Origin of the sequence: Stutzerimonas stutzeri, assembly GCF_002909485.1 — a bacterium.
Classification (GTDB): domain Bacteria; phylum Pseudomonadota; class Gammaproteobacteria; order Pseudomonadales; family Pseudomonadaceae; genus Stutzerimonas; species Stutzerimonas stutzeri_AH.
Genome location: NZ_PPXG01000006.1, coordinates 140,729 through 163,879, shown reverse-complemented (window position 1 = coordinate 163,879; position 23,151 = coordinate 140,729). Strand labels below are relative to the sequence as shown.

The following is a 23,151-nucleotide window of genomic DNA, read 5'->3' as shown; positions in this document are numbered from 1 at the left end:
GCTCGTTGCGGCGCTTGCCACGATTGCGAGTACGACGATGGAATTCGAGAAACTTCTGCGCCTGATGGTTGAAAAGGGCGGCTCCGATCTGTTCATTACGGCCGGCGTGCCACCTTCAATGAAGGTCAACGGCAAGATCATGCCGGTTAGCAAGACAGCGATGTCCCCGGAGATGACCCGGGAAACCGTGCATGGCGTGATGAACGAGCAGCAGCGCCGCGAGTTCACCGAGAATCACGAGTGCAATTTCGCCATCAGTGCCCGCGGTATTGGCCGCTTCCGTGTCAGCGCCTTTTACCAGCGCAACCTGGCCGGGATGGTGCTGCGTCGCATCGAGACCAACATCCCCACGATCGACGAGCTCAAGCTGCCGGACATCCTCAAAAAGCTGTCGATGACCAAGCGCGGGCTGGTGCTGTTCGTAGGTGCGACTGGTACTGGCAAGTCGACTTCATTGGCTTCGATGATTGGCTACCGCAACAAGAACTCCAGCGGGCACATCATTTCTATCGAGGACCCGATCGAATTCATCCACCAGCACCAGAATTGCATCGTCACCCAGCGCGAAGTCGGTATCGATACCAGCTCGTTCGAGGTAGCACTAAAGAACACCCTGCGCCAGGCGCCGGACGTGATCCTCATCGGCGAGGTGCGCACCCGCGAGACCATGGACCATGCCGTGGCCTTCGCCGAAACCGGCCACCTGTGCCTGGCGACGCTGCACGCCAACAACGCCAACCAGGCGCTGGACCGCATCATCAACTTTTTCCCGCCCGATCGGCATAACCAGGTGTGGATGGATCTGTCGCTCAACCTTAAGGCCATCGTCGCCCAGCAGCTGGTGCCGACACCGGATGGGAAGGGGCGCCGCGCGGTGATCGAGGTGCTGATCAATACGCCGCTGGCGGCCGATCTGATCCGCAAGGGCGAGGTGCACGAACTCAAATCGCTGATGAAACGCTCCACCGAGCTGGGCATGCAGACCTTCGATCAGGCGCTGTACAACCTCTATGTGCAGGGCGAGATCACATACGAAGACGCGCTGTTGCACGCGGATTCGGCCAACGACCTACGTCTGCTGATCAAGCTGGGTTCGGAAACCGATGGCGAGCATCTGACCAGTGTGTCCCAGGGCTTGAGCCTTGAGGTCAGCGAAGAGGATCCAGGCCGCAGTTTCCGTTAATCGGCCTGTTCAGCAGCCCGGCCGATGCGCTTTCCGCTTTTAGCGGCGACGCGCTCGGCCTGGCCGTCGCGCTGCGCGCCTGCCCTCGCGCGGCTCATCAGCTGGGGTATCAGCATGCCCTCGGGCAGATTCTTCCAGAAGCGCACGGGCAGATTGCTTTCCATGACGCTTCGGTTCAGTCGTGCTGGATTAAACGTGCTCTCGTAATACGCCTTCCATAGCTCACCTCCAGGGTCCGCTGCGTTCTGCGCCAGCTGCCGCCACTGTGGCGGGCAGGGTTGGGCGTGGTGCATCTGCCGTCCATCCCAGCAAACGCCTTCTTCCGGTGTTGCAATCAGCCAGGTGTTCTCACCCATCCGCTCTGCAAAATGCCCGGCTGCCCAAGGCAGCACATCGTGTGCGGGCTCGAACCAGGCTACGTGCTGCGGTCCATCGCCGGCGTCCACCGGGCTGAAACGAAGAAAGGCATGCAGATGATGGGCCTCGCGGCGCACCGCCTTGATTCGGCCGTGCAGTTCGCTGCCATCGACATCGCCGACCATTCGTGCACTCGAATCGCCCTGGGCAACGCGCCAGAGCACGCGATAAAGCAAGCCCCAGCGGTTTTCTACGCGATAGCGTGCGGCCATCTCAAGTTCGTCCAGCAATTGTCTGGGTACACGAACCCGCTGTTCGCTCTCGGCTGACGGGGCAGGCGAGGGGATGTCGAACAGCCCAGCCGATTCATTGCCGCTCGCCCAGTTCACCTCATGTGGGGCGACATGATTCTGCAGCAGCGCACGGGCGCGAGTTCGCCATTCCGGAAAGCTGCCGTCGAAGCGCACCGTGACCATTACCAGAGTGCCAGTTGCGCAGGCGTATCGCGTAGATGCTGGCGCAGCACCGCCGATTCGTGCCCTGCCAGGCTTGGCCGGTAATCCTGGGTAATGATGAAGGGCTTGGCTTTCTCGAGGGAGCAGCGTAGGCGAGTCAGATCCTCAAAGCGGATGCGCTTCTGCCGGCGCAGATCCACCAAGCGTTTGGCGCTGAGCATGCCGATCCCGGGAATGCGGGCGATCATCGTTGGTTCGGCGCGATTAAGGTCCACCGGAAACTGGTCGCGATGGGCCAGAGCCCAGGCCAGTTTCGGATCGATATCCAGCGCGAGGTTGCCCGGCCCGCTGAGCAGTTCGCTGGCCCTGAAGCCGTAACCACGCATGAGGAAGTCGGCCTGATAAAGGCGGTGCTCGCGCATCAGCGGCGGCGCAGCGAAAGGCACGGTGTTGGGGCTGTGCGGGATCGGGCTGAACGCCGAGTAGTAGACCCGGCGCAGCCGGTAGCTGCCGTATAACGATTGAGCAGTGTGCAGAATGGTGCTGTCGTCGGTACTGTCGGCGCCAACGATCATTTGCGTGCTCTGCCCGGCAGGTGCAAAACGGGGTGCGCGCTTTTCCGCACTGGCCTCGGTTTCGCCTTGGTGGATGGTGTGCATCGCCTGCTTGATGGTCACTACCTGCTTTTCCGGTGCCAAGCGGATCAGGCTGGCTTCGGTGGGCAGCTCGATGTTCACGCTGAGCCGGTCGGCATAGCGCCCGGCTTCGGCGATCAGCTGCGGGTCAGCGTCGGGAATGGTCTTGAGGTGGATGTAGCCGCGAAACTCGTGCTCTTCACGTAGCAGCTTGGCGACCCGAATCAGCTGCTCCATGGTGTAGTCCGCTGAGCGGATGATGCCGGAGCTGAGGAACAGGCCGCTGATGCAATTGCGCCGATAGAAGTCGAGGGTTAGGCTGACCACTTCTTCCGGTGTGAAGCGTGCCCGCGGCACATCGCTGGAGCGACGATTGACGCAGTATTGGCAGTCGTAAAGACAAAAGTTGGTCAGCAGGATTTTCAGCAACGCTACGCAACGACCATCCGGCGTAAAGCTGTGGCAGATGCCCATGCCATTGGTGGCGCCGAGTCCGCTCTTGCCTTTCGAGCTTCGCTTCGGTGCCCCGCTGCTGGCGCAGGAAACATCGTACTTGGCCGCGTCGGCGAGCACGCTGAGTTTTTCGATCAATTGCATGGCGGCACCGTGATACTGTTTGCATATACAGTATCACGGCTTCCCTTACCGAGAGCCTCCGTCTGGTGGTTCGCGAGACGAGTTATCGGATAAGCTGGCGCCACTCATTAATTGCACATCGAGGCTCGGATGCAGCAAAACACACATAGCACGCTGATCGGCTATCTCCTGTGGATATTCGGTTTTCTTGGCTCCCATCGTTTCTATTACGGCAAGCCCATCACTGGCACCATCTGGTTTTTCACTCTGGGCTTGTTCTTCATCGGTTGGATCATCGATCTGTTCCTGATCCCCTCGATGGATCGCGAAGCGGACATGCGCTTCCAGCCGGGGCCCATCGATTACACGGTCGGCTGGATACTGCTGACCTTTCTCGGTGTATTCGGTGTGCACCGCATGTATCAGGGCAAGTGGATCACTGGGATTCTCTACCTGTTCACCGGCGGCCTGTTCTTCATCGGCGTGCTTTACGACTTCTGGACGCTGAACTCGCAGATATCCGAGCGCAATCTAGCGCGGCGCTGAGCAGGTTCAGGACGAATGAGGCGTTTTTCAGCGCCTTGTGCGCATGGATGAAGCCTCCTCCATGCGCATAAGGTCAGCTTCAGTTCTGGTAACTGATGCGGCCGTCGACGATCGTATAGCGCACCGAACCTGGCAGGCAGTGGCCCATGAATGGGCAATTGCGGCCCTTGGAGTACCAACTTTCGCCAACCAGGGTCGAGCTGTTTCGGTCGAATAGGACTATGTCGGCCGGCAACCCGGGTTGCAGCTTGCCTGCCGGGAGCGTTAGCGCCGCAGCGGGACCGCTGGTCAGCCGCGTCAGCAGGGTCGGCAGATCCAGCAGGCCGTCTTCCACCAGCGTCAGGGCCAATGGCAATAAGATATCCGCGCTGCTGATGCCCGCTTCGGTTTCGCCGAATGGTGCCAATTTGGCATCCGCTTCGTGAGGCTGGTGATGGCTGGAAATCGCCGAGATCACGCCTGTCTTCACTGCCTCGCGCAGACCGTCGCGGTCCGCTGTGCTGCGCAGTGGCGGCTGCACGTGATACAGGCTGGAAAAGCCGTGTAGCGCTTCGTCGGTGAGTATCAGTTGATACATCGCCACATCCGCCGTCACCGGGAGGCCGCGCGCCTGAGCTTGGCCGATCAGTTCCGCACCACGGGCGCTTGTCAGCTGGGTGAAGTGTGCGCGAACGCCGGACTTTTCCACCAGCAGCAGGTTGCGCGTCAGCGCAACGGTCTCTGCGGTTTCCGGTATGCCGGACAAACCTAGGAAGCTGGCGGCTGCGCCCTCGTGAGCGAGCCCGCCTTCGGCGAGGTCGCTATCCTGCGAGTGCAAGATCACCGTCAGGTCGAAGGTTGCTGCGTATTCCAACGCGCGGCGCAGGTTCCGGTTGCTGGCAAATTCGTTCAGGCCATTACCAAAGGCGACGCAGCCGGCTTCGCGCAGTGCCACCAGTTCGGAAAGCTGTTCGCCGGCCAGGTTGCGTGTCAGTGCACCGATGGGGAATACCTTGGCGTGCCCCGACTCGCGTGCGCGGTCGAGGATCAGTTCGGTGACTGCCGCGGTGTCCAGGACCGGGCGGGTCTGCGGCGGGCAGCATAGGCTGGTGATGCCGCCTGCTGCTGCGGACAGCGTCTCACTGGCAATGCTGCCTTTGCGGCTGTAGCCCGGCTCGCGTAGTGCCACCGCAAGATCGACCAGGCCGGGTGCCGCAATCAGCCCCTGGGCGTCGATCGTCTGTTGCGCCTCGAAGCCGGCGGGCGGCTGGCCGATGGCCGCGATCTTGCCATGCTGCAGGAATATATCGGCGATTTCGTCACGCCCGCTGGCGGGGTCGATCACGTGCGCGCCGAGGATTCGAATTGCCACCATCACTGCTGCTCCTCGGATACGGATTCAGAATCGATCTGGCGCTGCGCAGCCTGGCCGCTCATCGCCATGGACAATACGGCCATGCGTATGGCGATGCCGTAGGTGACCTGGTTGAGGATCACCGATTGTGGGCCGTCGGCCACCGCCGACTCGATTTCCACGCCGCGGTTGATCGGGCCCGGGTGCATGACGATGGCGTCGGACTTGGCCAGCGCCAGGCGCTGGGTGTTCAGGCCGTAGAGCTTGTAGAACTCGCCTTCGCTGGGGAGCAGGCCGCCTTGCATGCGCTCGCGTTGCAGGCGCAGCATGATCACCACGTCGACGTCACGTAGGCCTTCGTTCATGTCGGTGAATACACGCACGCCGTACTGTTCGATGCCCTCGGGAAGCAGGGTTTTCGGCGCGATGACGCGGATATCCGGACAGCCCAGCGTCTTCAAGGCGAGCATGTTCGAACGCGCTACCCGCGAGTGCAGGATGTCGCCGACGATGGCGACCGAAAGGTTTTCGAAGCTGCCTTTATGGCGGCGGATGGTGAGCATGTCGAGCATGCCCTGAGTCGGGTGTGCATGACGCCCGTCGCCACCATTGATGACCGCAACCTCCGGGCTGACGTGCTCGGCGATGAAGTGTGCGGCACCGGAATCGGCGTGACGCACGACGAACATGTCCGCCGCCATGGCTTCCAGATTGCGTAGCGTGTCGGTGAGGGTTTCGCCCTTGCTGGTGGAGGAGGTCGAGACGTTCAGCGTGATGACATCCGCTGACAACCGCTGCGCCGCCAGCTCAAAGGTGGTGCGCGTGCGCGTGGAGTTCTCGAAGAAGACGTTGCAGACGGTCTTGCCGCGCAGCAGCGGGACCTTCTTCACTGCCCGAGCGCCGACCTCTAGGAATGAGTCGGCGGTATCCAGGATCTCGGTGAGCAATTCGCGGGGCAAGCCGTCGAGGGAGAGAAAATGGCGCAGCTGTCCTTGGTCGTTAAGCTGTAGCGGGCGCTTGGCGTCGGTGGGCGTCATCGCAAGATCTCGGTTAGCGGCTGGAGATGGGCTGAGGGGATTGTCGACCCCCTCAGGAGGGGCTGGTTTCCATCTGTTGCTCGAGGGCCAACGGCTCCGGCCCGATCAGCTTGATGCGCTGTTCCGGCGCCAGCGACAGGGTGGCGCCGACCACGTCAGGGCGAATCGGTAGCTCACGCGCGTTCAGGTCGAGCAGGCAGACCAGGGTCACGCTGGCCGGCCGTCCGTAGTCGAACAGCTCGTTGAGGGCCGCGCGGATGGTACGGCCGGTCATCAGTACGTCATCGATCAGCACCAGATGCTGGCCTTCGATCTCGAAAGGCAGCTCCGATGGTTGCACCTGGGGATGCAGGCCCTTCTGGGTGAAATCGTCGCGGTAGAACGACACATCGAGAATGCCGAGAGGTTCGTTCTGTCCCCGCGCCGCGAGCAGTGCCTGGGCAACCCAGACGCCGCCAGTACGAATTCCGATGAAGCGCGGTTCCTGGATGCTACGGTCGCTCAGGTGCTGCTTGAGCGCGGCGGCCATTTCGGACAGCAGCTGTTCAGGGTTGGGCAGGATCATGGGATCTCCTTCAGGTCCGGATCAGGTGGGGTGATCGCTCAGCCAGCCTTCCAGTAATAGGGCGGCAGCCAGGGCGTCCACTGGACGGTCACGATAGCTGCCGTGCTGGCCCTGACGCAGACGCTCGCCTTTGGCTTCGAACGTGGTAAGGCGTTCGTCGTGAGTGTGTACCGGCAAGTTGAAGCGGCCATTGAGCCTGCGGGCGAACTTTTCCGCTCGCGCACTCATGTCGCTAGGCGTGCCGTCCATGTTCAGCGGTAGGCCGACGACCAGCGCATCGGGCTGCCATTCGCTCATCAGCGCCTCGACCTGCTGCCAGTCTGGTATTCCGTTCTGCGCCTTAAGTACGCAGAGCTCGCGCGCTTGTCCCGTAATAACCTGGCCGACGGCAACGCCGATCTGCTTGGTGCCATAGTCGAAGCCGAGCAACAGTCGAGGCGCGCTCATGCGTGCCCGACCTGGGTGCTGAGCAGTCGGAGGTCCACACCAAGTGACGCAGCAGCTGCGTTCAGGCGTTGGTCATACGGCAGGTCGTACAATATCTCGGTGTCAGCGGGGCAGCTTAGCCAGGCATTGTCGACCAGTTCGGCCTCAAGCTGGCCTGCTTCCCAGCCGGCGTAGCCGAGTGCGATGAAGTGCCGAGCAGGACCCTGGCCGTCCGCGATAGCGAACAGAACGTCCTGCGAGGTGGACATGCCCAGCGGGCCGAGCGACAGGGTGGCCTGGAACTGCAGATCGGGCGAATGCAGGACGAAACCGCGGTCGGTCTGCACCGGGCCGCCAGAGAATATCGGCAGGTTCTGACAGAGAAGGGAACTCGGCTGATCCGGGCGCAACTGCTCGAGCACATCGGCAAGGTTCAGGCCGCTCGGACGATTGATTATCAGGCCCATGGCGCCTTCTGGTCCGTGCTCGATCAGGTAGATCAGCGTCTGGGCAAAGTTCGGATCGGCCATCTGCGGCATGGCGATCAGAAAGTGATGCTTGAGGTAACTGGGCGCGGTGCTTTTCATGCGCATTAGCTTAAGCGTTGCACCGCTTTCCGGCTACAGGTGCGACGGTTCGTCCAGCTGTTCGCCTCAGCGGCTCGATAGCCTGTCGCCGCGCTCGAAACGCCAGGTCCGGATTATCTCTACCTGGTCGAACTTCTGCCCCAGCTCTCCGGTGAACGGTGCGAAAGGTGCTGCCAAGCGCACGATGCGCATTGCTGCATCGTCGAGCACCGGCTGGCCGGAGGACTCGATAACGCGCAGCTCCTGTATGGTGCCGTCGCGGTTGATAGTGACCAGCATGCGCAGGCTGCCGTAGATCTGCTGCCGGCGTGCTTCGTCCGGGTAGTTGAGATTGCCGATGCGCTCGACCTTTTTGCGCCATTCGTCGCGATACCAGGCGCTGATATCGCGCATCGTGGCGGCGCTGTTCTGGCGGCTGACTCTGGGGCGCTTGGCATAGCGTTCGACATCCTGCGCAAGTTCGGCTTCCAGGCTGGCGATCTCGGCACTCAGCTGCGAGCTGTCGAACGCAGGAGCAGCTTGCGGTTCGGGCTGTGGCTGGGTCTGCTGCTTGACCTGGGCTTTATCTGGCTGAGGGCTGCGAGTGGTGACGACCGTCTTTGCCGGCTCCGGCCGAGTGCTGCGTGGCGGTGCGGCAGGCGGGGTGACCTTGCGCACCTCGGTATCCTGGAACTGTGCCTGCTCGGTGGTTTTCGGCGAGGCTTTGTGTTCCAGCGTACCGCTGCCCTGTTGATTGTCTTGGGCGAGGAAGTCGGCCTCCTTGGGCTTTTCCTCGCTCTTGAATGTCGAGAGGGTGATTTCCAGCGTTTTGCTGATCTGCTTGGGCTCGGACAGGGTAAAGCCCACGCCGAGTATTAGGGCCAGATGCAACGCAGCGGCCAGAAATAGCGTGAAGCCGAGCCTGTCCGCAGGGCGGACGCGGGTAGGTTCAGGCATGGGTTGGCGGGTAGCGGCGTTCATCAGGTTTCGGGTCGGCTCGAAGTGCCGCGCAGTCTGCCGGCTTTGAGCTTGGAGCCGCAAGCTCCAAACTCAAAGCTGTTAGCTGGTTCAACCTTGCAGCTTGGCCGCGATCGCATCCATGAGGCGCTCGCCGATGCGCGTGTCAAAAGCATTGTCGATTTCGCGGATGCAGGTAGGGCTGGTTATGTTGATTTCGGTGAGGCAGTCACCGATCACATCCAGGCCTACAAACAACAGGCCGCGTTTACGCAATTCCGGGCCAACGATCGCAGCGATCTCTCGATCGTGATCGGATAGCGGTTGCGCGACACCACGACCGCCGGCAGCCAGGTTGCCACGTGTTTCACCCGCTGCGGGGATTCGCGCCAGGCAATAAGGAACCGGTTCGCCGTCGATCATCAGGATGCGCTTGTCGCCATCTTTGATAGCCGGGACATAGCGCTGCGCCATTATCTGGCGGCTGCCATGCTCGGTGAGTACCTCCAGGATGACCGAAAGGTTGGGGTCGCCCTCGCGGTGACGAAAGATAGAGGCGCCACCCATCTCGTCAAGGGGTTTGAGAATGATGTCACGGTGCTCGCGGGCGAACTCGCGGAGAATGTCCGAGCGTCGGCTGACCAGCGTCGGCGGCGTGCATTGTGGAAACTGGGTGGCGAAGAACTTCTCGTTGCAGTCGCGCAGGCTTTGCGGGCGGTTGACCACCAGCGTTCCCGATTTCTCCGCCAATTCCAGTAGATAGGTTGCGTAGATGTATTCGCTGTTGAACGGCGGGTCCTTGCGCATGAGGATCACGTCGAGGTCGCTAAGGGCGGTGTCAACCTCTTCGTCCGTCTCGAACCAGTGTTGCGGATCATTGAACACCCGTAGTGGGCACATGCGTGCACGGGCCTGGTCGCCGAGCTGATAAAGGTCACGCTGCTCCATATAGAACAGCGCCCAGCCTCGCGCCTGGGCAGCCAACAGCATGGCCAGCGAGCTGTCCTTTTTGAAGGCGATATGCGCGATAGGGTCCATGATGATCCCGACGCGAACGGTCATGAGGTGTTTCTCCGGCAGTGGGCAGCAGATGCCGCCAGTGGCTCAAAATGTCGCTGCAGATTGGCTGTGGTTGTGCACTGGGTCAAGGAAAATCCGGATGCTTTTCCGGTTGATAGCGTGCGCATGAGGAGTGTGCTAAAAAGGTCCGGCGATTGGGTGCAGCCCATCGGTGGCAGGGCCTCCGGCGCACTGACATAACGATAAACTACGACTCACCGAGGCGATGGTAGGGCGAAATGGAACAGCACTCCGAGGGCTTGAAGGTCATGGTGATCGACGATTCGAAAACGATTCGTCGTACCGCTGAAACCCTGCTGAAGAAAGTAGGATGCGATGTCATCACCGCAGTGGACGGTTTCGATGCGCTCGCCAAGATTGCGGATACTCATCCCCGCATCATCTTTGTCGATATTATGATGCCCAGGCTGGACGGCTATCAGACCTGCGCCTTGATCAAGAACAACAGCTCCTTCAAGTCGACGCCGGTCATCATGCTGTCTTCGAAAGATGGCCTGTTCGACAAAGCCAAGGGGCGTATCGTCGGTTCCGATCAATACCTCACCAAGCCGTTCAGCAAAGAAGAGCTGCTCGGTGCGATCAAGGCGCATGTGCCTGATTTTGCACCGGTGGAGCAAGCATTCTGAAGTTCGGCATTGTTTGCCGCTGAAGCCTTCCTATGGAGAAATCATGGCTCGCGTTCTGATTGTTGATGATTCGCCGACCGAAATGTACAAGCTCACCGCCATGCTGGAAAAGCATGGGCATGTAGTGCTGAAAGCCGAAAACGGTGCTGACGGTGTTGCATTGGCGCGCCAAGAAAAACCGGACGTCGTCCTGATGGATATCGTCATGCCTGGGCTGAATGGTTTTCAGGCCACGCGTCAACTGACCAAAGATTCTGAAACCAGTCACATTCCGGTGATCATCGTCACCACCAAGGATCAGGAAACCGATAAGGTCTGGGGCAAACGCCAAGGGGCCAAGGATTACCTGACCAAGCCGGTGGATGAAGCGACATTGCTGAAAACCCTGAATGCCGTTCTGGCGGGCTAACGCCGGGGTAGCCAACACTCGGACAAAGGGACGTGGCCAGCATGGCTGACATGCAAACGCCGTTTCAGCAGTTGCTGGAGCTAGATAATCGATGCCGCATGTTCGCGGCGGGCCTGCCTTCTCAACAGGAAGCCGTACAAACCTGGGGAGGGATCGGTTTCCGCATGGGGGGACGGTTGTTCGTCGCTCCAATGGGAGAGGTAGGCGAAATCCTGCACGAGCCGCGCTACACCTTACTTCCTGGCGTCAAGAGCTGGGTCAAGGGTGTGGCGAATGTCCGAGGCAGGTTGCTGCCGGTGATGGACCTTTGCGGCTATTTCGGGTTGGAGCTTTCGGCTCTGCGCAAACAGCGCAGGGTGCTTGTAGTCGACCATCAGGACGTGTTTGCAGGGCTAACCGTCGATGAAGTCTTCGGCATGCAGCATTTTCCGGTAGAGACCTTCTCGGAGGAGTTACCTCCGATCGAAGCATCGATCCAGCCGTTTATTCATGGTGTGTTTCAGCGCGAGCAGCCCTGGCTGGTCTTCAGCCCGCACGCATTGGCTACGCACCAGGCGTTCTTGGACGTCGCGTTTTAAATAAGTTGTAGGTGGGTCGACCGAGGTCGGCCTTTTGGTTCTTGGATGGAAGCGCACGGGGGTCCAGGCGGGGGCCGGATAATGATCAAAATGAATGCTAATGCTTTGTTGAGCGGGGTGCGCAGCAATACGCTGACCACCGGCCTGTTTATCGTACTGATCGTTTCGATCGTGTTGCTGTTCGCGAACTTCGCGTACGTCAACACTCAGGCCGATTACGATAACGAGTACATCGCTCACGCAGGAGAGCTGCGCGTACTGTCCCAGCAGATCGCCAAGGACGCCGTGGAAGCGGCAACGGGCACGCAGGAGGCGTTCGCGTCTCTGAAACAAGCCCGAAACGAGTTCGATCAGCGCTGGGCTTACCTCTCGCAGGGTAACGAGAGCATTGGCTTGCCTGCGGTGCCTGAGTCGCTACGCGACGAAGTCAACGCGGTAGAGCAGGACTGGACCACGTTGCGCCGTGACACTGACGCCATCGTGTCCAGCGAGCAAACCGTTCTTTCGCTGCACCAGGTAGCCAGTACTCTGGCTGAGACCATTCCCCAGCTGCAGGTAGAGTACGAGGAAGTCGTCGATATCCTGCTGGAAAGTGGTGCGCCGGCGGCTCAGGTCTCGGTAGCTCAGCGGCAATCACTGCTGGCCGAGCGTATTCTCGGCTCGGTGAACAAGGTGCTCTCCGGCGACCAGGACTCCGTCCAGGCAGCAGATATGTTCGGTCGTGATGCCAGTCTGTTCGGCCGCGTTCTGAACGCCATGATCGAAGGCAACGTCGCGATGGGCATCACCGCCGTAACCGACGAAGAAGCGCTTGATCGACTATCCGAAATTGCTGAACTGTTCCAGTTCGTATCCGGTTCGGTGGATGAAATTCTCGAAACGTCGCCTGAGTTGTTCCAAGTGCGCGAATCGGCAAACAGCATCTTCGAAGTTTCGCAAACCTTGCTCGATAAGACTTCTGCGCTGTCGCAAGGCCTGCAAAGTCGTGCCGATGCCCGTTATCTCAACACCATTCTGGGCTATGTGCTGGGCGCTCTGGCATTGGCCTCGATCATCTTGATCGGTTTGGTCATGGTTCAGGAGGCGCGTCGTCGCTTGAGCGAAACCGCCGAGAAGAACGAACGTAACCAGGCCGCGATTCTGCGACTGCTCGATGAAATCGGCGACCTCGCCGACGGTGACCTTACGGTAGCCGCTACTGTTACCGAGGACTTCACCGGTGCGATTGCCGACTCGATCAACTACTCCATCGACCAGCTGCGTGAACTTGTAGCGACCATTAACCAAACCGCCGTTCAGGTGTCGGGTGCAGCGCAGGAAACCCAGGCGACTGCAATGCACCTCGCCGAGGCCTCTGAGCATCAGGCTCAGGAGATTGCGGGTGCCTCCGCGGCGATTAACGAGATGGCCGTGTCCATTGACCAGGTATCGGCCAACGCCGCGGAGTCCTCGGCGGTAGCGGAACGTTCTGTAGCGATCGCCAACAAGGGTAACGAGGTGGTGCACAACACCATCACCGGCATGGACAACATTCGTGAACAGATCCAGGACACGTCCAAGCGGATCAAGCGTCTCGGTGAGTCGTCTCAGGAGATCGGGGACATCGTTAGTCTGATTAACGACATTGCTGACCAGACCAACATTCTTGCACTCAACGCGGCGATCCAGGCTTCCATGGCGGGTGACGCAGGTCGAGGCTTCGCGGTGGTAGCGGACGAAGTTCAGCGTCTGGCAGAGCGCTCTTCGGCGGCAACCAAACAGATCGAGGCACTGGTGAAGACCATTCAGACCGACACCAACGAGGCGGTCATCTCGATGGAACAGACCACTTCTGAAGTGGTGCGCGGAGCGCGTCTGGCTCAGGACGCCGGTGTGGCACTGGAAGAGATTGAGAAGGTATCCAAGACACTCGCTGCGCTGATCCAGAACATCTCCAATGCGGCACGCCAGCAGGCTTCTTCGGCCGGTCACATCTCCAATACCATGAACGTGATCCAGGAGATCACCTCGCAGACCTCGTCGGGTACCACCGCTACGGCCAAGAGCATTGGTAACTTGGCCAAGATGGCCAACGAGATGCGCCATTCCGTTTCCGGCTTTACCCTGCCGGACGCTCCGGATCAGGCCTGACTTGACGAGTGCGGCAGCCATTTGATGGCCGCCGCCGATGATCACAAGCGAGGGGCAGGGCATGCAGCCGAGGTTTGACTGGGCATTGGAGCCCTTGGCCGATATGTCGCCGGCGGAATTTCATGACTGGCAGACGCTCCTTGAGGAGCGTTCCGGCATGGTCGTCAGCGAACGCCGACGCAGCTTCCTGCAGACCAATCTGAGCGCCCGCATGCGAGAGGTCGGCGCGTCCGACTATGCCAGTTACTACCGGCAGGTCACGTCTGGCCCGCGTGGGGCGGTCGAGTGGTCGACCTTGATGGACAGGCTTACGGTGCAGGAGACGCGCTTCTTTCGTCACCCCGCCTCATTTGAACTGCTTGAAGAGCATCTGCGCCATCGTTTGGAACAGGGGCCGCTTGAGCGGCCCTTGGCGTTGTGGAGCGTGGGTTGCGCAAGCGGTGAGGAGACCTATTCGCTGGCGATGACTGCGGCAGAGGTATTGGCGGGTAGTGAGGCGCAATGCTGCTTCGGTGTCACCGGCACTGATATCAGCCTGAGCGCCTTGGCCAAATCGCGAGCGGCTGTCTATGGCGCTCGCAGGTTGGAGCAGGTCGAGCCGCTTATGCGAGACCGCTACTTCCTGCCGTTGCCCGATGATCGTTTTCAAGTCCTGGCCGCCCTGGCTGCACGAGTGTGCTTTGCGAGGCTCAATGTGTTGGAACTGGCGAACTCGCCTGTCTCCGACATGGACGTCATTTTCTGTCAGAACCTGCTGATCTACTTCCGTCGCTGGCGACGCCGAGAAATCCTCAATCGTTTGGCTGAATGCCTGGCGCCGGGGGGGTTATTGGTGATCGGTGTAGGTGAAGTGGTTGGTTGGCAGCATCCGGAATTGCTTCCGGTGGCCAATGATCAGGTTCTGGCATTTACCCGGAAAAGTTTATGAGCGGAGTCGCTATGGGTGATCGGCACGATTATGTCGCCCTGGAGTGGGTGAAGGGCGAGATTGCCGAAACGCTTAAGCAGGCGCGTCAGGCGCTTGAGGCGTTCGTCGAGAATCCACAGGACTCGACTCGGATGCGCTTTTGCCTGACCTACGTGCATCAGGTTCACGGCACTCTGCAGATGGTGGAGTTCTTCGGTGCTGCATTGCTCGCCGAGGAGATGGAGCAGCTGGCGCGAGCGCTGCTGGACGAGCGCGTTGCCAATCAGGGTGAAGCGCTCGAAGTCATGATGCAGGCTATCCTGCAGTTGCCGGCCTACCTGGATCGCATTCAGAGCGCCCGCCGTGACTTGCCCATGGTGGTGCTACCGCTACTCAACGACCTACGTGCCGCGCGTGGCGAGAAGCTGCTTTCGGAAACCAGCCTGTTTTCGCCCGACCTCTCCGGACGCACACCCGCGCTTTCTTTGGAAACGGTCGAGCGTCTGCGCACGAACGAGCTGCCAACACTGCTGCGCAAACTGCGGCAAATGTTGCAGGTTGCATTGGTTGGCGTGATTCGCAATCAGGACCTGCCTACCAACCTCGGTTATATGGCTCGGGTTTTCGCGCGGCTGGAAATGCTCTGTAAGGACGCCCCGCTTGCAGCGTTGTGGCAGATCGCTTCGGGCATGGTTGAAGGGCTTGCCAGCGGGGACGTGAGCAATGGCACGTCGGTGCGTACCCTGTTGCGCCAAGTGGACAAGCAGCTCAAGCGGCTGGTCGAAGAGGGAGCTGATGGCCTCAACCAGGCCGCACCTGATGAGCTAATCAAGAACCTGCTGTTCTACGTCGCCAAGGCACCGGGGCAGACGCCACGTATCCAGGCGCTCAAGCAGCAGTACCGTCTTGATGAGGCGCTACCGGACAGCGCCGTGGTCGATCAGGAGCGCGCCCAGTTGGCAGGCCCTGATCGGGGCGCCATGCGCTCGGTGGTTGCAGCGCTGTGCGAAGAACTGGTCCGGGTAAAAGACAGTCTTGACTTGTTCGTTCGTAGTGATCGTAAGGTCATTGCCGACCTTGCCAGCCTTGAAGTTCCGCTGAAGCAGATCGCCGATACACTGGCGGTTCTCGGATTCGCGCAACCGCGTAAGATCATTCTCGATCAGATCGCTTTGGTACAGTCCATCGCTCAAGGGCGGCAGTCACCTGATGACGCCGTGTTGATGGATATTGCCGGTGCCTTGCTCTACGTCGAAGCCACGCTGGCCGGCATGGTGGGAGGGCCTGGGGACGAGCGCAACGAAGCGAGCCATCTGCCGACCACCGACGTTGCACAGATTCATCAACTTGTCATTCGGGAAGCGCGGAACGGCCTGGAACAGGCGAAAGACGCGATCATCGAATTCATCGCGTCGCAGTGGAATCACGAGCATCTGGCCCGTGTTCCCGATCTGCTGACCCAGGTCCGCGGTGGCCTGGCGATGATCCCGTTGGAACGTGCCGCGGCGTTGCTGCAGGCCTGCAATGGATATATTCAAGATCAGCTGCTGGCCCGCCAAGCCGTACCTGACTGGCAAAGCCTGGACACGCTTGCCGACGCGATTACCAGCGTCGAGTACTACCTCGAGCGCCTGACCGAGGACTGCGGCACCCAGGGCGACCTGATTCTGGACGTCGCAGAGGAGAGTTTGCAGAACCTTGGCTACGCACCGGGGGGCGCACAGCGTCAGGACGAGGAGTCTGTCTCCGAGGCCGATCCTGTCGATTCACTGGATGAGATCGAAGTCCTGCCAGAAGAGTCGGATGCGGACAGCGGTGCTTTCGATTTTTACCCGGTTGAACAGCAGCAAGCGCCGGCTACACCGGAGGCCGATCTGCCTGTCGAACCGCTGTTCGAAGCAGAAAATGGTGGCGTTGAAGTTGTCGCTGAATCCGTCGCCGACGAGCCAGCTACCGAAGACGAAATCGTTTTCAGCTTGCCGGAGGAAGTGCCGCACGAAGAGCTGGACTCCAGTGTTGCCTTTATCCCGGCCGACGAAGCTGATTCCCTGGCTGATTGGAGCGAGGCGCAGGTAGCCGAGCTCGGTCTTCCTGAAGTCACCCTGCCTGACTTTTCCTTGCCTGATGAGCAGTCATCGCAGGCGCCGGAATCCGAACCCGTGGTCAGTCTGGAGCAGGTAATGGCTGCTCCGGTTGCTGCCATCAATCCGCCTGCTCAGGATGTGCCTCCAAGTCTATTGCCGCCGCCCGCTGATGAGGAGCCGGTCGATGAGGATCTGCTGGAGGTCTTCATCGAGGAAGCCGCAGAGGTTCTGGAAGCCATTGGCGAGCAACTGCCACTTTGGTGCGCCGACACGGAAGACAAGCACGCGTTGGGTGAAGTCCGCCGCGCGTTCCACACCCTCAAGGGTAGTGGCCGGATGGTTCGCGCGCTGGTTATCGGTGAGCTGGCTTGGTCCATCGAGAACCTGCTTAATCGCGTGTTGGATCGCAGCATCGAACCGACCGATCAGGTCAAGCAGTTGGTCAACGACGTCGTTGCACTGATGCCGGCTCTGGTCGATGAATTTGCCTCCAAGACTCAGCGTCAACGTGATGACGTTGATCGACTAGCTGCCGCAGCGCACGCCCTGGCCAAGGGACAGGCCGTGGCGTTGACCCAGCCGGACGATGTGCCCTCCGTGCCGGCTGTAGTGCCGGCGGCTGATTCGACGGAAGCGCACGACGACGTGCTGGACCCCCAGTTGCTGGAGATCTTTCGCAACGAAGCCGAGTCGCATCTGACTACTCTGGTCAGCTTTCTCGCCGATTGCGCCCAACGTCTTCCGCAGCCAGTCACCGATGCGTTGCAGCGAGCGCTGCACACGTTGAAAGGCAGTGCGCACATGGCGGGCATCCTTCCTGTTGCGGAAATCGCCACGCCATTGGAAAAAATGGCCAAGGAATTCAAGGCCAATCTGGTTCAGATGGATCTCGCTGAAGCCGAATTGCTGCATGAAGCCGAGATGCTGTTGCGCACGGGCCTGGCCAATCTCGACCATGAGCCGCTCGCACCGATCGAAGGTGCTCCCGAGTTCCTGGAGAAGGTGCATGCGTTGCACCAGGCGAGATTAGTCGAAGCCGGTGCGCGTCAGCATAACGATGCCGGCGAGGTTCGCGACCCGAGCATGATCGCCCTGTTCCTCTCTGAAGGCATGGATATCCTGCTGGACGCGGAAGATCTGCTGCGCAGCTGGCGCGCGCATCCCGCCGAGCGCCAGGAACTTTCAGCGTTGCTACAAGAGCTTACGACGCTCGGACAAGGGGCCAAAATGGCCGACCTGCCGCAAATGGATGCGCTTTGCCAAGTGCTATTGCGGTTGTATGCGGTGGTTGAGGAAGGCCGATTGGCAGTCAGTGAGCGCTTCTTCGACGATGTCGAACAGGGCCACGAGGCGCTGGTAGGCATGATGGATCAGGTGGCTGCCGCGTTGCAGGTGAGTGAGCAGTCGGAGCTGGTGGCGCGCCTGGAAGCACTACTGGCCGAAGCTATTGATCCGCTGGCTTTGCAGCAGATAGCCGATTCGCAGCAGTTCGCCTTGACGGACAATGAGACCGCGACAGACTTGCCAGCCGAAGCCGAAGCCGAAGCCGAAGCCGAAGCCGAAGCCGAAGCCGAAGCCGAAGCCGAAGCCGAAGCCGAAGCCGAAGCCGAAGCCTGGCCTGTTGACCCTGTCGTACAAGCTGAAGAGCAGGAAGATCTCGATCATGAAATGGTCGAGATCTTTCTCGACGAAGCCGTCGATCTGATGGAAAGTGCCGGCCATGCGCTCGATCGTTGGCTCGCGGATCCGGCCAATCAGATGGCTCTTTCGGCGCTGCTGCGCGATCTGCATACCCTTAAGGGTGGTGCGCGGATGGCCGCCATTCGCCCGATCGGCGACTTGGCGCATGAGCTGGAATCACTTTACGAAGGCCTTTCGGACGGCCGCTACGTGCATTCGGCCGAACTGGCTGCGCTGTTGCATCGAAGCCACGATCATCTGGCGTTGCAGCTCGAGCAACTGCAACGCCAGCTGCCTATGAGTTGCGCAGACGTGTTGATCGAAGCGATGCGGGCCTTTCGCCAAGGTGTTCTACCTACCTTCGAAGTGACTGAGGTGGCCGCTGAGCACGTCGCGCAGGAAGACGACGCACCGGACGAGGACGAGACGCAAGCCGCGTGCATCGATACCGACACTGATGAAGTGGCCGATCTGCCGCTGGCCTCCGATCCTCTGGAGCTGCGGCCGATCGAGGGCGACGGCAGTCCTGTAGACGTCACCGACGATATCAGCGACGCAGACGTTGTCTTGGACGACGAACAGCTAAGCGACGATCAGGAGCTGGAAGCAATCGAGCTTCAATTGCCTGAAGCCGACGCAAGCATCGTATCTGCAGATGAAAGTCCGGCGGGCGTGCATGAAGTCATCGAAGAGCGCGACCCGGAGTTGGTCGAGATCTTTCTCGAGGAGGGGTTCGATCTCATCGAAAGTGCCGCCGGTGGTCTACAGCGGTGGATGACGGATGTCGACAACAGCTTCGAACTGGAAGCGCTGCAGCGAGATTTGCACACGCTCAAGGGCGGTGCGCGGATGGCGGACATTCGCGAGATCGGTGATCTGGCTCATGAGCTTGAATATCTGTACGAAGGGCTGTGTGCCGGTAACTACCGGGCAAGTCCAGAGCTGTTCGGACTTCTGCAGGCATGCCAGGATCGCCTTGCCGAGATGCTCGAGGCTGTTCGCGCTCGCCGCCCGGTGCCTTCGGGCGATGCGCTCATCGAGACGATTCGCCGATTTCGTAGCAACCCCGACGAACAGCTGAGCATTCCCAGCAGCGTTTCGCTCAAGGCTGCCCAGGAAGATGCGCAACAAGCGGCCGAAGACGAAATCCTCGATATTTTCGTTGAGGAAGCAGATGAGCTACTGGAAGAAATGGAGTCTGCCCTTACCCGCTGGGATGCTGGGCGCGAAGACGCTGCGCCATTGACCGACGTGCTTCGTGTTCTGCACACACTGAAGGGCGGGGCGCGGCTTGCCGGGCAGAGCGCATTGGGCAACCTTGCGCATGACCTTGAGCAGCGCCTCAGCGAAGCGCAGCAGCAGGGTGCGCCATGGCCGGAAAGCCTGTTTCTCGATGTTCAGCAGGGCCACGATGCGCTGCTAAAGGATATCGAGCAGTTACGTGCGGGGCTGGCGGCGGATGGAGGCGGCGAGGCGCAATCGGCGTCGGCAGAACATGAGCAGAACTCGGCGAGCGAGCCGCTGACGTTGGCGCAGCCGATTATCGCAGCCAGTATCCAGCCAGCCCAAAGTGCCAGTCCGGCCAAGGTACTACCTTTCATTCGGCGTGCGCAGCTAGCCGCACAGGAAGCAGCCTCGCGGCGAGCGCCGCAGGAGTTGGTCAAGGTGCCGGCCGAGCTTCTGGAAGGCTTGGTCAACCTGGCCGGTGAGACATCGATCTTCCGTGGTCGTGTTGAGCAACAGGTCAGTGATGTGGGCTTCACCCTGGGCGAGATGGAAGCGACCATCGAGCGTGTTCGCGACCAGCTACGCCGGCTGGATACCGAAACTCAGGCGCAGATTCTCAGCCGCTACCAGGCCGAGGCCGAGCGCGCCGGTTACGACGATTTCGATCCGTTGGAAATGGACCGCCATTCCCAGCTGCAACAGCTTTCCCGCGCACTGTTCGAGTCGGCTTCCGACTTGCTCGATCTGAAGGAAACACTGGCGGCGCGCAACCGTGATGCTGAAACTCTGTTGTTGCAACAGGCGCGGGTGAATACCGAGCTTCAGGAAGGCCTCATGCGCACCCGCATGGTTCCCTTCGAGCGCCTGGTTCCACGCCTGCGTCGTATCGTTCGGCAGGTCGCCGGCGAACTGGGCAAGCAGGTCGAGTTCATGGTCGGTAATGCCACTGGCGAGATGGATCGTAGCGTCCTCGAGCGAATCGTCTCGCCGCTGGAGCACATGCTGCGCAACGCGGTCGACCATGGCATCGAGTCTGGTGACCGGCGCCGGGCTGCTGGCAAGCCCGAGCAAGGGCACATCCGCCTGGATCTGGCTCGTGAAGGTGGCGACATCGTGCTGACGCTGGCGGACGACGGCGGCGGCATCAATCTGGACGCGGTTCGGCGCAAGGCGATAGAGCGTGGTTTGATGTCGGCCGATAGCAATCTGTCCGAGCACGAAATCCTGCAGTTCATCCTGGAAGCCGGCTTCTCCACGGCCGAGCGCGTTACTCAGATCTCAGGGCGTGGCGTCGGGATGGATGTGGTGCACTCGGAGGTCAAGCAGCTTGGTGGTTCGATGAGCATCGAATCGACGCTTGGTCAGGGGACACGCTTTCTAATCCGCCTACCGTTCACGGTATCGGTCAACCGCGCACTGATGGTCTATTCCGGCGAGGACCTGTACGCAATCCCGTTGAACACCATCGAAGGTATCGTGCGGGTTTCGCCGTACGAACTGGAAGCTTACTACCAGCCGGATGCGCCTCGTTTCGAGTATGCGGGGCAAGCCTACGAGCTACGTTACCTGGGCGACCTGCTGAGCAATGGTCAGAAGCCAAAGCTGGTGGGGCAGAGCCTGCCTTTGCCGGTGATCCTGGTGCGCTCGAAAGAGCATAGCGTTGCGGTGCAGGTCGACAGCCTTGCAGGTTCGCGCGAAATCGTGGTGAAAAGCCTTGGTCTGCAATTTGCGGGTGTGCACGGCATTTCGGGCGCGACCATTCTCGGCGATGGCCGGGTGGTGGTGATTCTGGATCTGCTGGCGACTATCCGTGTGCTGCACGCGCATCAGCTCACCCAGCTGCAGCAGCCGCGACTGATCGATCAGGGTCTGGAACCTGTGGAGGCGGAAAGCGATCGGCCGAAGTTGGTCATGGTAGTCGACGATTCGGTCACCGTACGCAAGGTCACCAGCCGCCTGCTGGAGCGCAACGGTATGAACGTCCTCACCGCGAAGGACGGGGTGGATGCCATTACCCAGCTGCAGGAACGCAAACCAGACATCATGCTGCTGGATATCGAGATGCCGCGCATGGACGGCTTCGAGGTGGCCACGCTGGTGCGACACGACGAGCGCCTGAAGGACCTGCCTATCATCATGATCACCTCGCGGACCGGTGAGAAGCACCGCGATCGCGCGCTGACCATCGGCGTCAACGAGTACCTGGGCAAGCCGTATCAGGAGTCCGTGCTGCTTGAGGCCATTCAGCGACTGGTTCACGCCGATGTCTGAAGTCCTGTCCGCACGCATCGCGGTTCTCGCCGATACCTCGCTGCAGCGCCATGTGCTGCAGCAAGCCCTGACCGGCAGTGGCTATCAGGTGGTGTTGAACAATGATCCGGCGCGCCTTGAGCCCGCTGATCTCGATAATACCGAGGCCGATCTATGGCTGGTCGATCTTGCCCAGACCGAAGATTCGCCGCTCGTGGATGCCTTGCTCGAAAGGGATACTACTCGGGTACTGTTCGGTGAAGGACGTGCGCCGGAGCGACATTCGGAGTTCTACCCGCGCTGGGAACGTAGCCTCTTCAGCAAGCTCAAGCGCCTCGTGGGCGATCCATCGCGCGCCGTGGGGCCGCGCCTGCAGGTGCTGCAGGGTGAAGGTCAGCGTCCCGAGCGACTGACATTGCCGGCGGTGCTGGCCGACAGCGCGCTGGTTGCCGGCGAGCCGGCAACCCAGGTGTGGCTGCTGGCTGCTTCGCTGGGCGGCCCTGAGGCTGTAAAGGCGTTTCTGGATGCCCTGCCCGGTGGCCTGCCGATTGGTTTTATCTATGCGCAACACATCGAGGCCAGCTTCGAGTCGGCGTTATCCCAGGCCGTTGGCCGACATAGCCAGTGGCAGGTTCAGCAGGTTCGACCTGGGGAGCCGGTGCGCTGTGGTGAAGTGGTTATCGCGCCGATCGGCGAGGAATTGGGGTTTGAGGCCGACGGTAGTACGCGGCTCAATGGCCGCTGCTGGCCTGAGCCTTACAGCCCTTCGATCGACCAGATGATGCTGAATCTGGCTCAGCAGTTTGGCGAGCGTTGCGGCGTGATCGCTTTCAGCGGAATGGGCAGCGATGGCAGTGCCGCGGCTGCTTACATGCTGCGCCAGGGCGGTAAGGTCTGGACGCAGCGCGCCGATTCCTGTGCATGTTCCAGCATGCCGGACAATCTTCGCGAAGGTGGCTATAGCTCATACAGCGGTGATCCGCGCGAACTGGCACAGGCACTGGTCAATCATTTGGTGAATCAGACCGGCACTTCTGCCAGGTCGTTTCTACGGGAAAACTCATGAGTCAGATGGTCGTTTCTCAGGATGCACAGAGCAGCCTCACTGGGCTACTGATGCCGCTTGCTGATCGCATGTTGTTGATGCCTAACGTCGCGGTTGCCGAGCTGATACCTTATCGCGCGCCACAGGCGGTGCAGGGGATGCCGGCGTGGTTTCTCGGGCAAGTGCAGTGGCGTGATCTGAGCCTGCCGCTGCTGTCGTTCGAGGCGGCCTCCAGTGGCCAGGCGCAGCCGGTGAGCAGCACGGCCCGGGTGGCCGTACTCAACGCGGTCGGCGGGCGCGATCACGTCAAGTTCATCGCGCTGCTCGTACAAGGTATTCCGCACTCGATCAAGGTCGATGCAAGCCTCGCTCGCGCGGATGTTGCGCTCGCTCCCTTGGAGCTGGACGCAGTCAACCTGGGTGATGTGCAGGCCCGAATTCCCGACCTGATCGGCCTGGAGCAGAAGCTCGCCGATGCTGGCCTGATCTGACCAACCTG

19 protein-coding genes are annotated in these 23,151 nt (G+C 60.5%); 10 read left to right on the top strand and 9 right to left on the bottom strand.

The annotated features are described in order from the left end of the window. Positions 1 to 37: 37 nt before the first annotated feature. Positions 38 to 1,183, top strand: a complete 1,146-nt coding sequence (locus tag CXK91_RS15590) for a PilT/PilU family type 4a pilus ATPase (RefSeq protein WP_103457026.1) — start codon at positions 38 to 40, stop codon at positions 1,181 to 1,183. Here CXK91_RS15590 and CXK91_RS15585 read toward each other — a convergent pair. Both CXK91_RS15585 and CXK91_RS15580 read right to left on the bottom strand, forming a co-directional pair. Continuing rightward, positions 1,180 to 2,016 carry a TIGR03915 family putative DNA repair protein gene (locus CXK91_RS15585; RefSeq protein ID WP_103457025.1) on the bottom strand — a complete coding sequence of 279 codons (837 nt, stop codon included), beginning with the start codon at positions 2,014 to 2,016 and terminating at the stop codon, positions 1,180 to 1,182. The genes CXK91_RS15590 and CXK91_RS15585 overlap by 4 nt on opposite strands. Continuing rightward, positions 2,016 to 3,227, bottom strand: a complete 1,212-nt coding sequence (locus tag CXK91_RS15580; protein ID WP_103457024.1) for a putative DNA modification/repair radical SAM protein — start codon at positions 3,225 to 3,227, stop codon at positions 2,016 to 2,018. The genes CXK91_RS15585 and CXK91_RS15580 overlap by 1 nt, the downstream gene beginning before the upstream one ends. Positions 3,228 to 3,356: 129 nt before the next feature. Between CXK91_RS15580 and CXK91_RS15575 the strand changes: the two genes are divergently transcribed. Continuing rightward, the gene (locus CXK91_RS15575) at positions 3,357 to 3,752 is read left to right on the top strand and encodes an NINE protein (RefSeq protein WP_103457023.1); all 396 of its coding nucleotides are present in this window, start codon (positions 3,357 to 3,359) and stop codon (positions 3,750 to 3,752) included. A gap of 79 nt (positions 3,753 to 3,831) precedes the next feature. Here CXK91_RS15575 and CXK91_RS15570 read toward each other — a convergent pair whose 3' ends face one another. The 7 genes from CXK91_RS15570 to gshB form a co-directional block, all read right to left on the bottom strand. Continuing rightward, positions 3,832 to 5,106 carry a dihydroorotase gene (locus CXK91_RS15570; protein ID WP_103457022.1) on the bottom strand — a complete coding sequence of 425 codons (1,275 nt, stop codon included), beginning with the start codon at positions 5,104 to 5,106 and terminating at the stop codon, positions 3,832 to 3,834. Continuing rightward, a complete protein-coding gene (locus CXK91_RS15565) occupies positions 5,106 to 6,122 on the bottom strand; it encodes an aspartate carbamoyltransferase catalytic subunit (protein ID WP_103457021.1) in 1,017 nt (338 codons plus the stop codon). Before CXK91_RS15565 ends, CXK91_RS15570 begins: the two co-directional genes overlap by 1 nt. Positions 6,123 to 6,174: 52 nt before the next feature. Next, positions 6,175 to 6,687: a bifunctional pyr operon transcriptional regulator/uracil phosphoribosyltransferase PyrR gene (gene pyrR / locus CXK91_RS15560; protein ID WP_103457020.1), complete on the bottom strand. Its 513-nt coding sequence runs from the start codon at positions 6,685 to 6,687 to the stop codon at positions 6,175 to 6,177. A 21-nt stretch (positions 6,688 to 6,708) separates the two neighbouring features. After that, entirely contained in the window at positions 6,709 to 7,134 is a 426-nt protein-coding gene (gene ruvX / locus CXK91_RS15555) for a Holliday junction resolvase RuvX (protein ID WP_103457019.1), read from the bottom strand. Next, positions 7,131 to 7,700 (bottom strand): YqgE/AlgH family protein, encoded by a 570-nt coding sequence (locus CXK91_RS15550; RefSeq protein WP_103457178.1) that lies wholly within the window; start codon positions 7,698 to 7,700, stop codon positions 7,131 to 7,133. Before CXK91_RS15550 ends, ruvX begins: the two co-directional genes overlap by 4 nt. 66 nt (positions 7,701 to 7,766) lie before the next feature. Next, the gene (locus CXK91_RS15545) at positions 7,767 to 8,660 is read right to left on the bottom strand and encodes an energy transducer TonB (RefSeq protein ID WP_103457018.1); all 894 of its coding nucleotides are present in this window, start codon (positions 8,658 to 8,660) and stop codon (positions 7,767 to 7,769) included. 87 nt (positions 8,661 to 8,747) lie between these two features. Next, positions 8,748 to 9,698 carry a glutathione synthase gene (gene gshB, locus CXK91_RS15540; protein WP_103457017.1) on the bottom strand — a complete coding sequence of 317 codons (951 nt, stop codon included), beginning with the start codon at positions 9,696 to 9,698 and terminating at the stop codon, positions 8,748 to 8,750. 236 nt (positions 9,699 to 9,934) lie between these two features. On the opposite strand from gshB, the gene pilG reads away from it, so the two are divergent. The 8 genes from pilG to CXK91_RS15500 all read left to right on the top strand — a co-directional run bounded on the left by pilG (position 9,935) and on the right by CXK91_RS15500 (position 23,143). Then, positions 9,935 to 10,342 carry a twitching motility response regulator PilG gene (gene pilG / locus CXK91_RS15535; RefSeq protein WP_103457016.1) on the top strand — a complete coding sequence of 136 codons (408 nt, stop codon included), beginning with the start codon at positions 9,935 to 9,937 and terminating at the stop codon, positions 10,340 to 10,342. Between the two features lie 43 nt (positions 10,343 to 10,385). Further along, positions 10,386 to 10,751, top strand: coding sequence for a twitching motility response regulator PilH (pilH, locus tag CXK91_RS15530; protein WP_003282728.1), 366 nt, complete (start codon positions 10,386 to 10,388; stop codon positions 10,749 to 10,751). Positions 10,752 to 10,792: 41 nt separating this feature from the next. Next, positions 10,793 to 11,329, top strand: a complete 537-nt coding sequence (locus CXK91_RS15525) for a chemotaxis protein CheW (protein WP_103457015.1) — start codon at positions 10,793 to 10,795, stop codon at positions 11,327 to 11,329. 81 nt (positions 11,330 to 11,410) lie between these two features. After that, complete coding sequence (locus CXK91_RS15520; RefSeq protein WP_103457014.1) at positions 11,411 to 13,459, top strand: methyl-accepting chemotaxis protein; 2,049 nt, start codon at positions 11,411 to 11,413, stop codon at positions 13,457 to 13,459. A gap of 61 nt (positions 13,460 to 13,520) precedes the next feature. Next, positions 13,521 to 14,387, top strand: a complete 867-nt coding sequence (locus CXK91_RS15515; protein WP_103457177.1) for a CheR family methyltransferase — start codon at positions 13,521 to 13,523, stop codon at positions 14,385 to 14,387. An 11-nt stretch (positions 14,388 to 14,398) separates the two neighbouring features. After that, positions 14,399 to 21,628, top strand: coding sequence for an Hpt domain-containing protein (locus tag CXK91_RS15510; RefSeq protein ID WP_103457013.1), 7,230 nt, complete (start codon positions 14,399 to 14,401; stop codon positions 21,626 to 21,628). Then, complete coding sequence (locus CXK91_RS15505; RefSeq protein ID WP_103457012.1) at positions 21,621 to 22,673, top strand: chemotaxis protein CheB; 1,053 nt, start codon at positions 21,621 to 21,623, stop codon at positions 22,671 to 22,673. The genes CXK91_RS15510 and CXK91_RS15505 overlap by 8 nt, the downstream gene beginning before the upstream one ends. Then, positions 22,670 to 23,143, top strand: a complete 474-nt coding sequence (locus CXK91_RS15500; protein WP_103457011.1) for a chemotaxis protein CheW — start codon at positions 22,670 to 22,672, stop codon at positions 23,141 to 23,143. The genes CXK91_RS15505 and CXK91_RS15500 overlap by 4 nt, the downstream gene beginning before the upstream one ends. Positions 23,144 to 23,151: the final 8 nt, after the last annotated feature.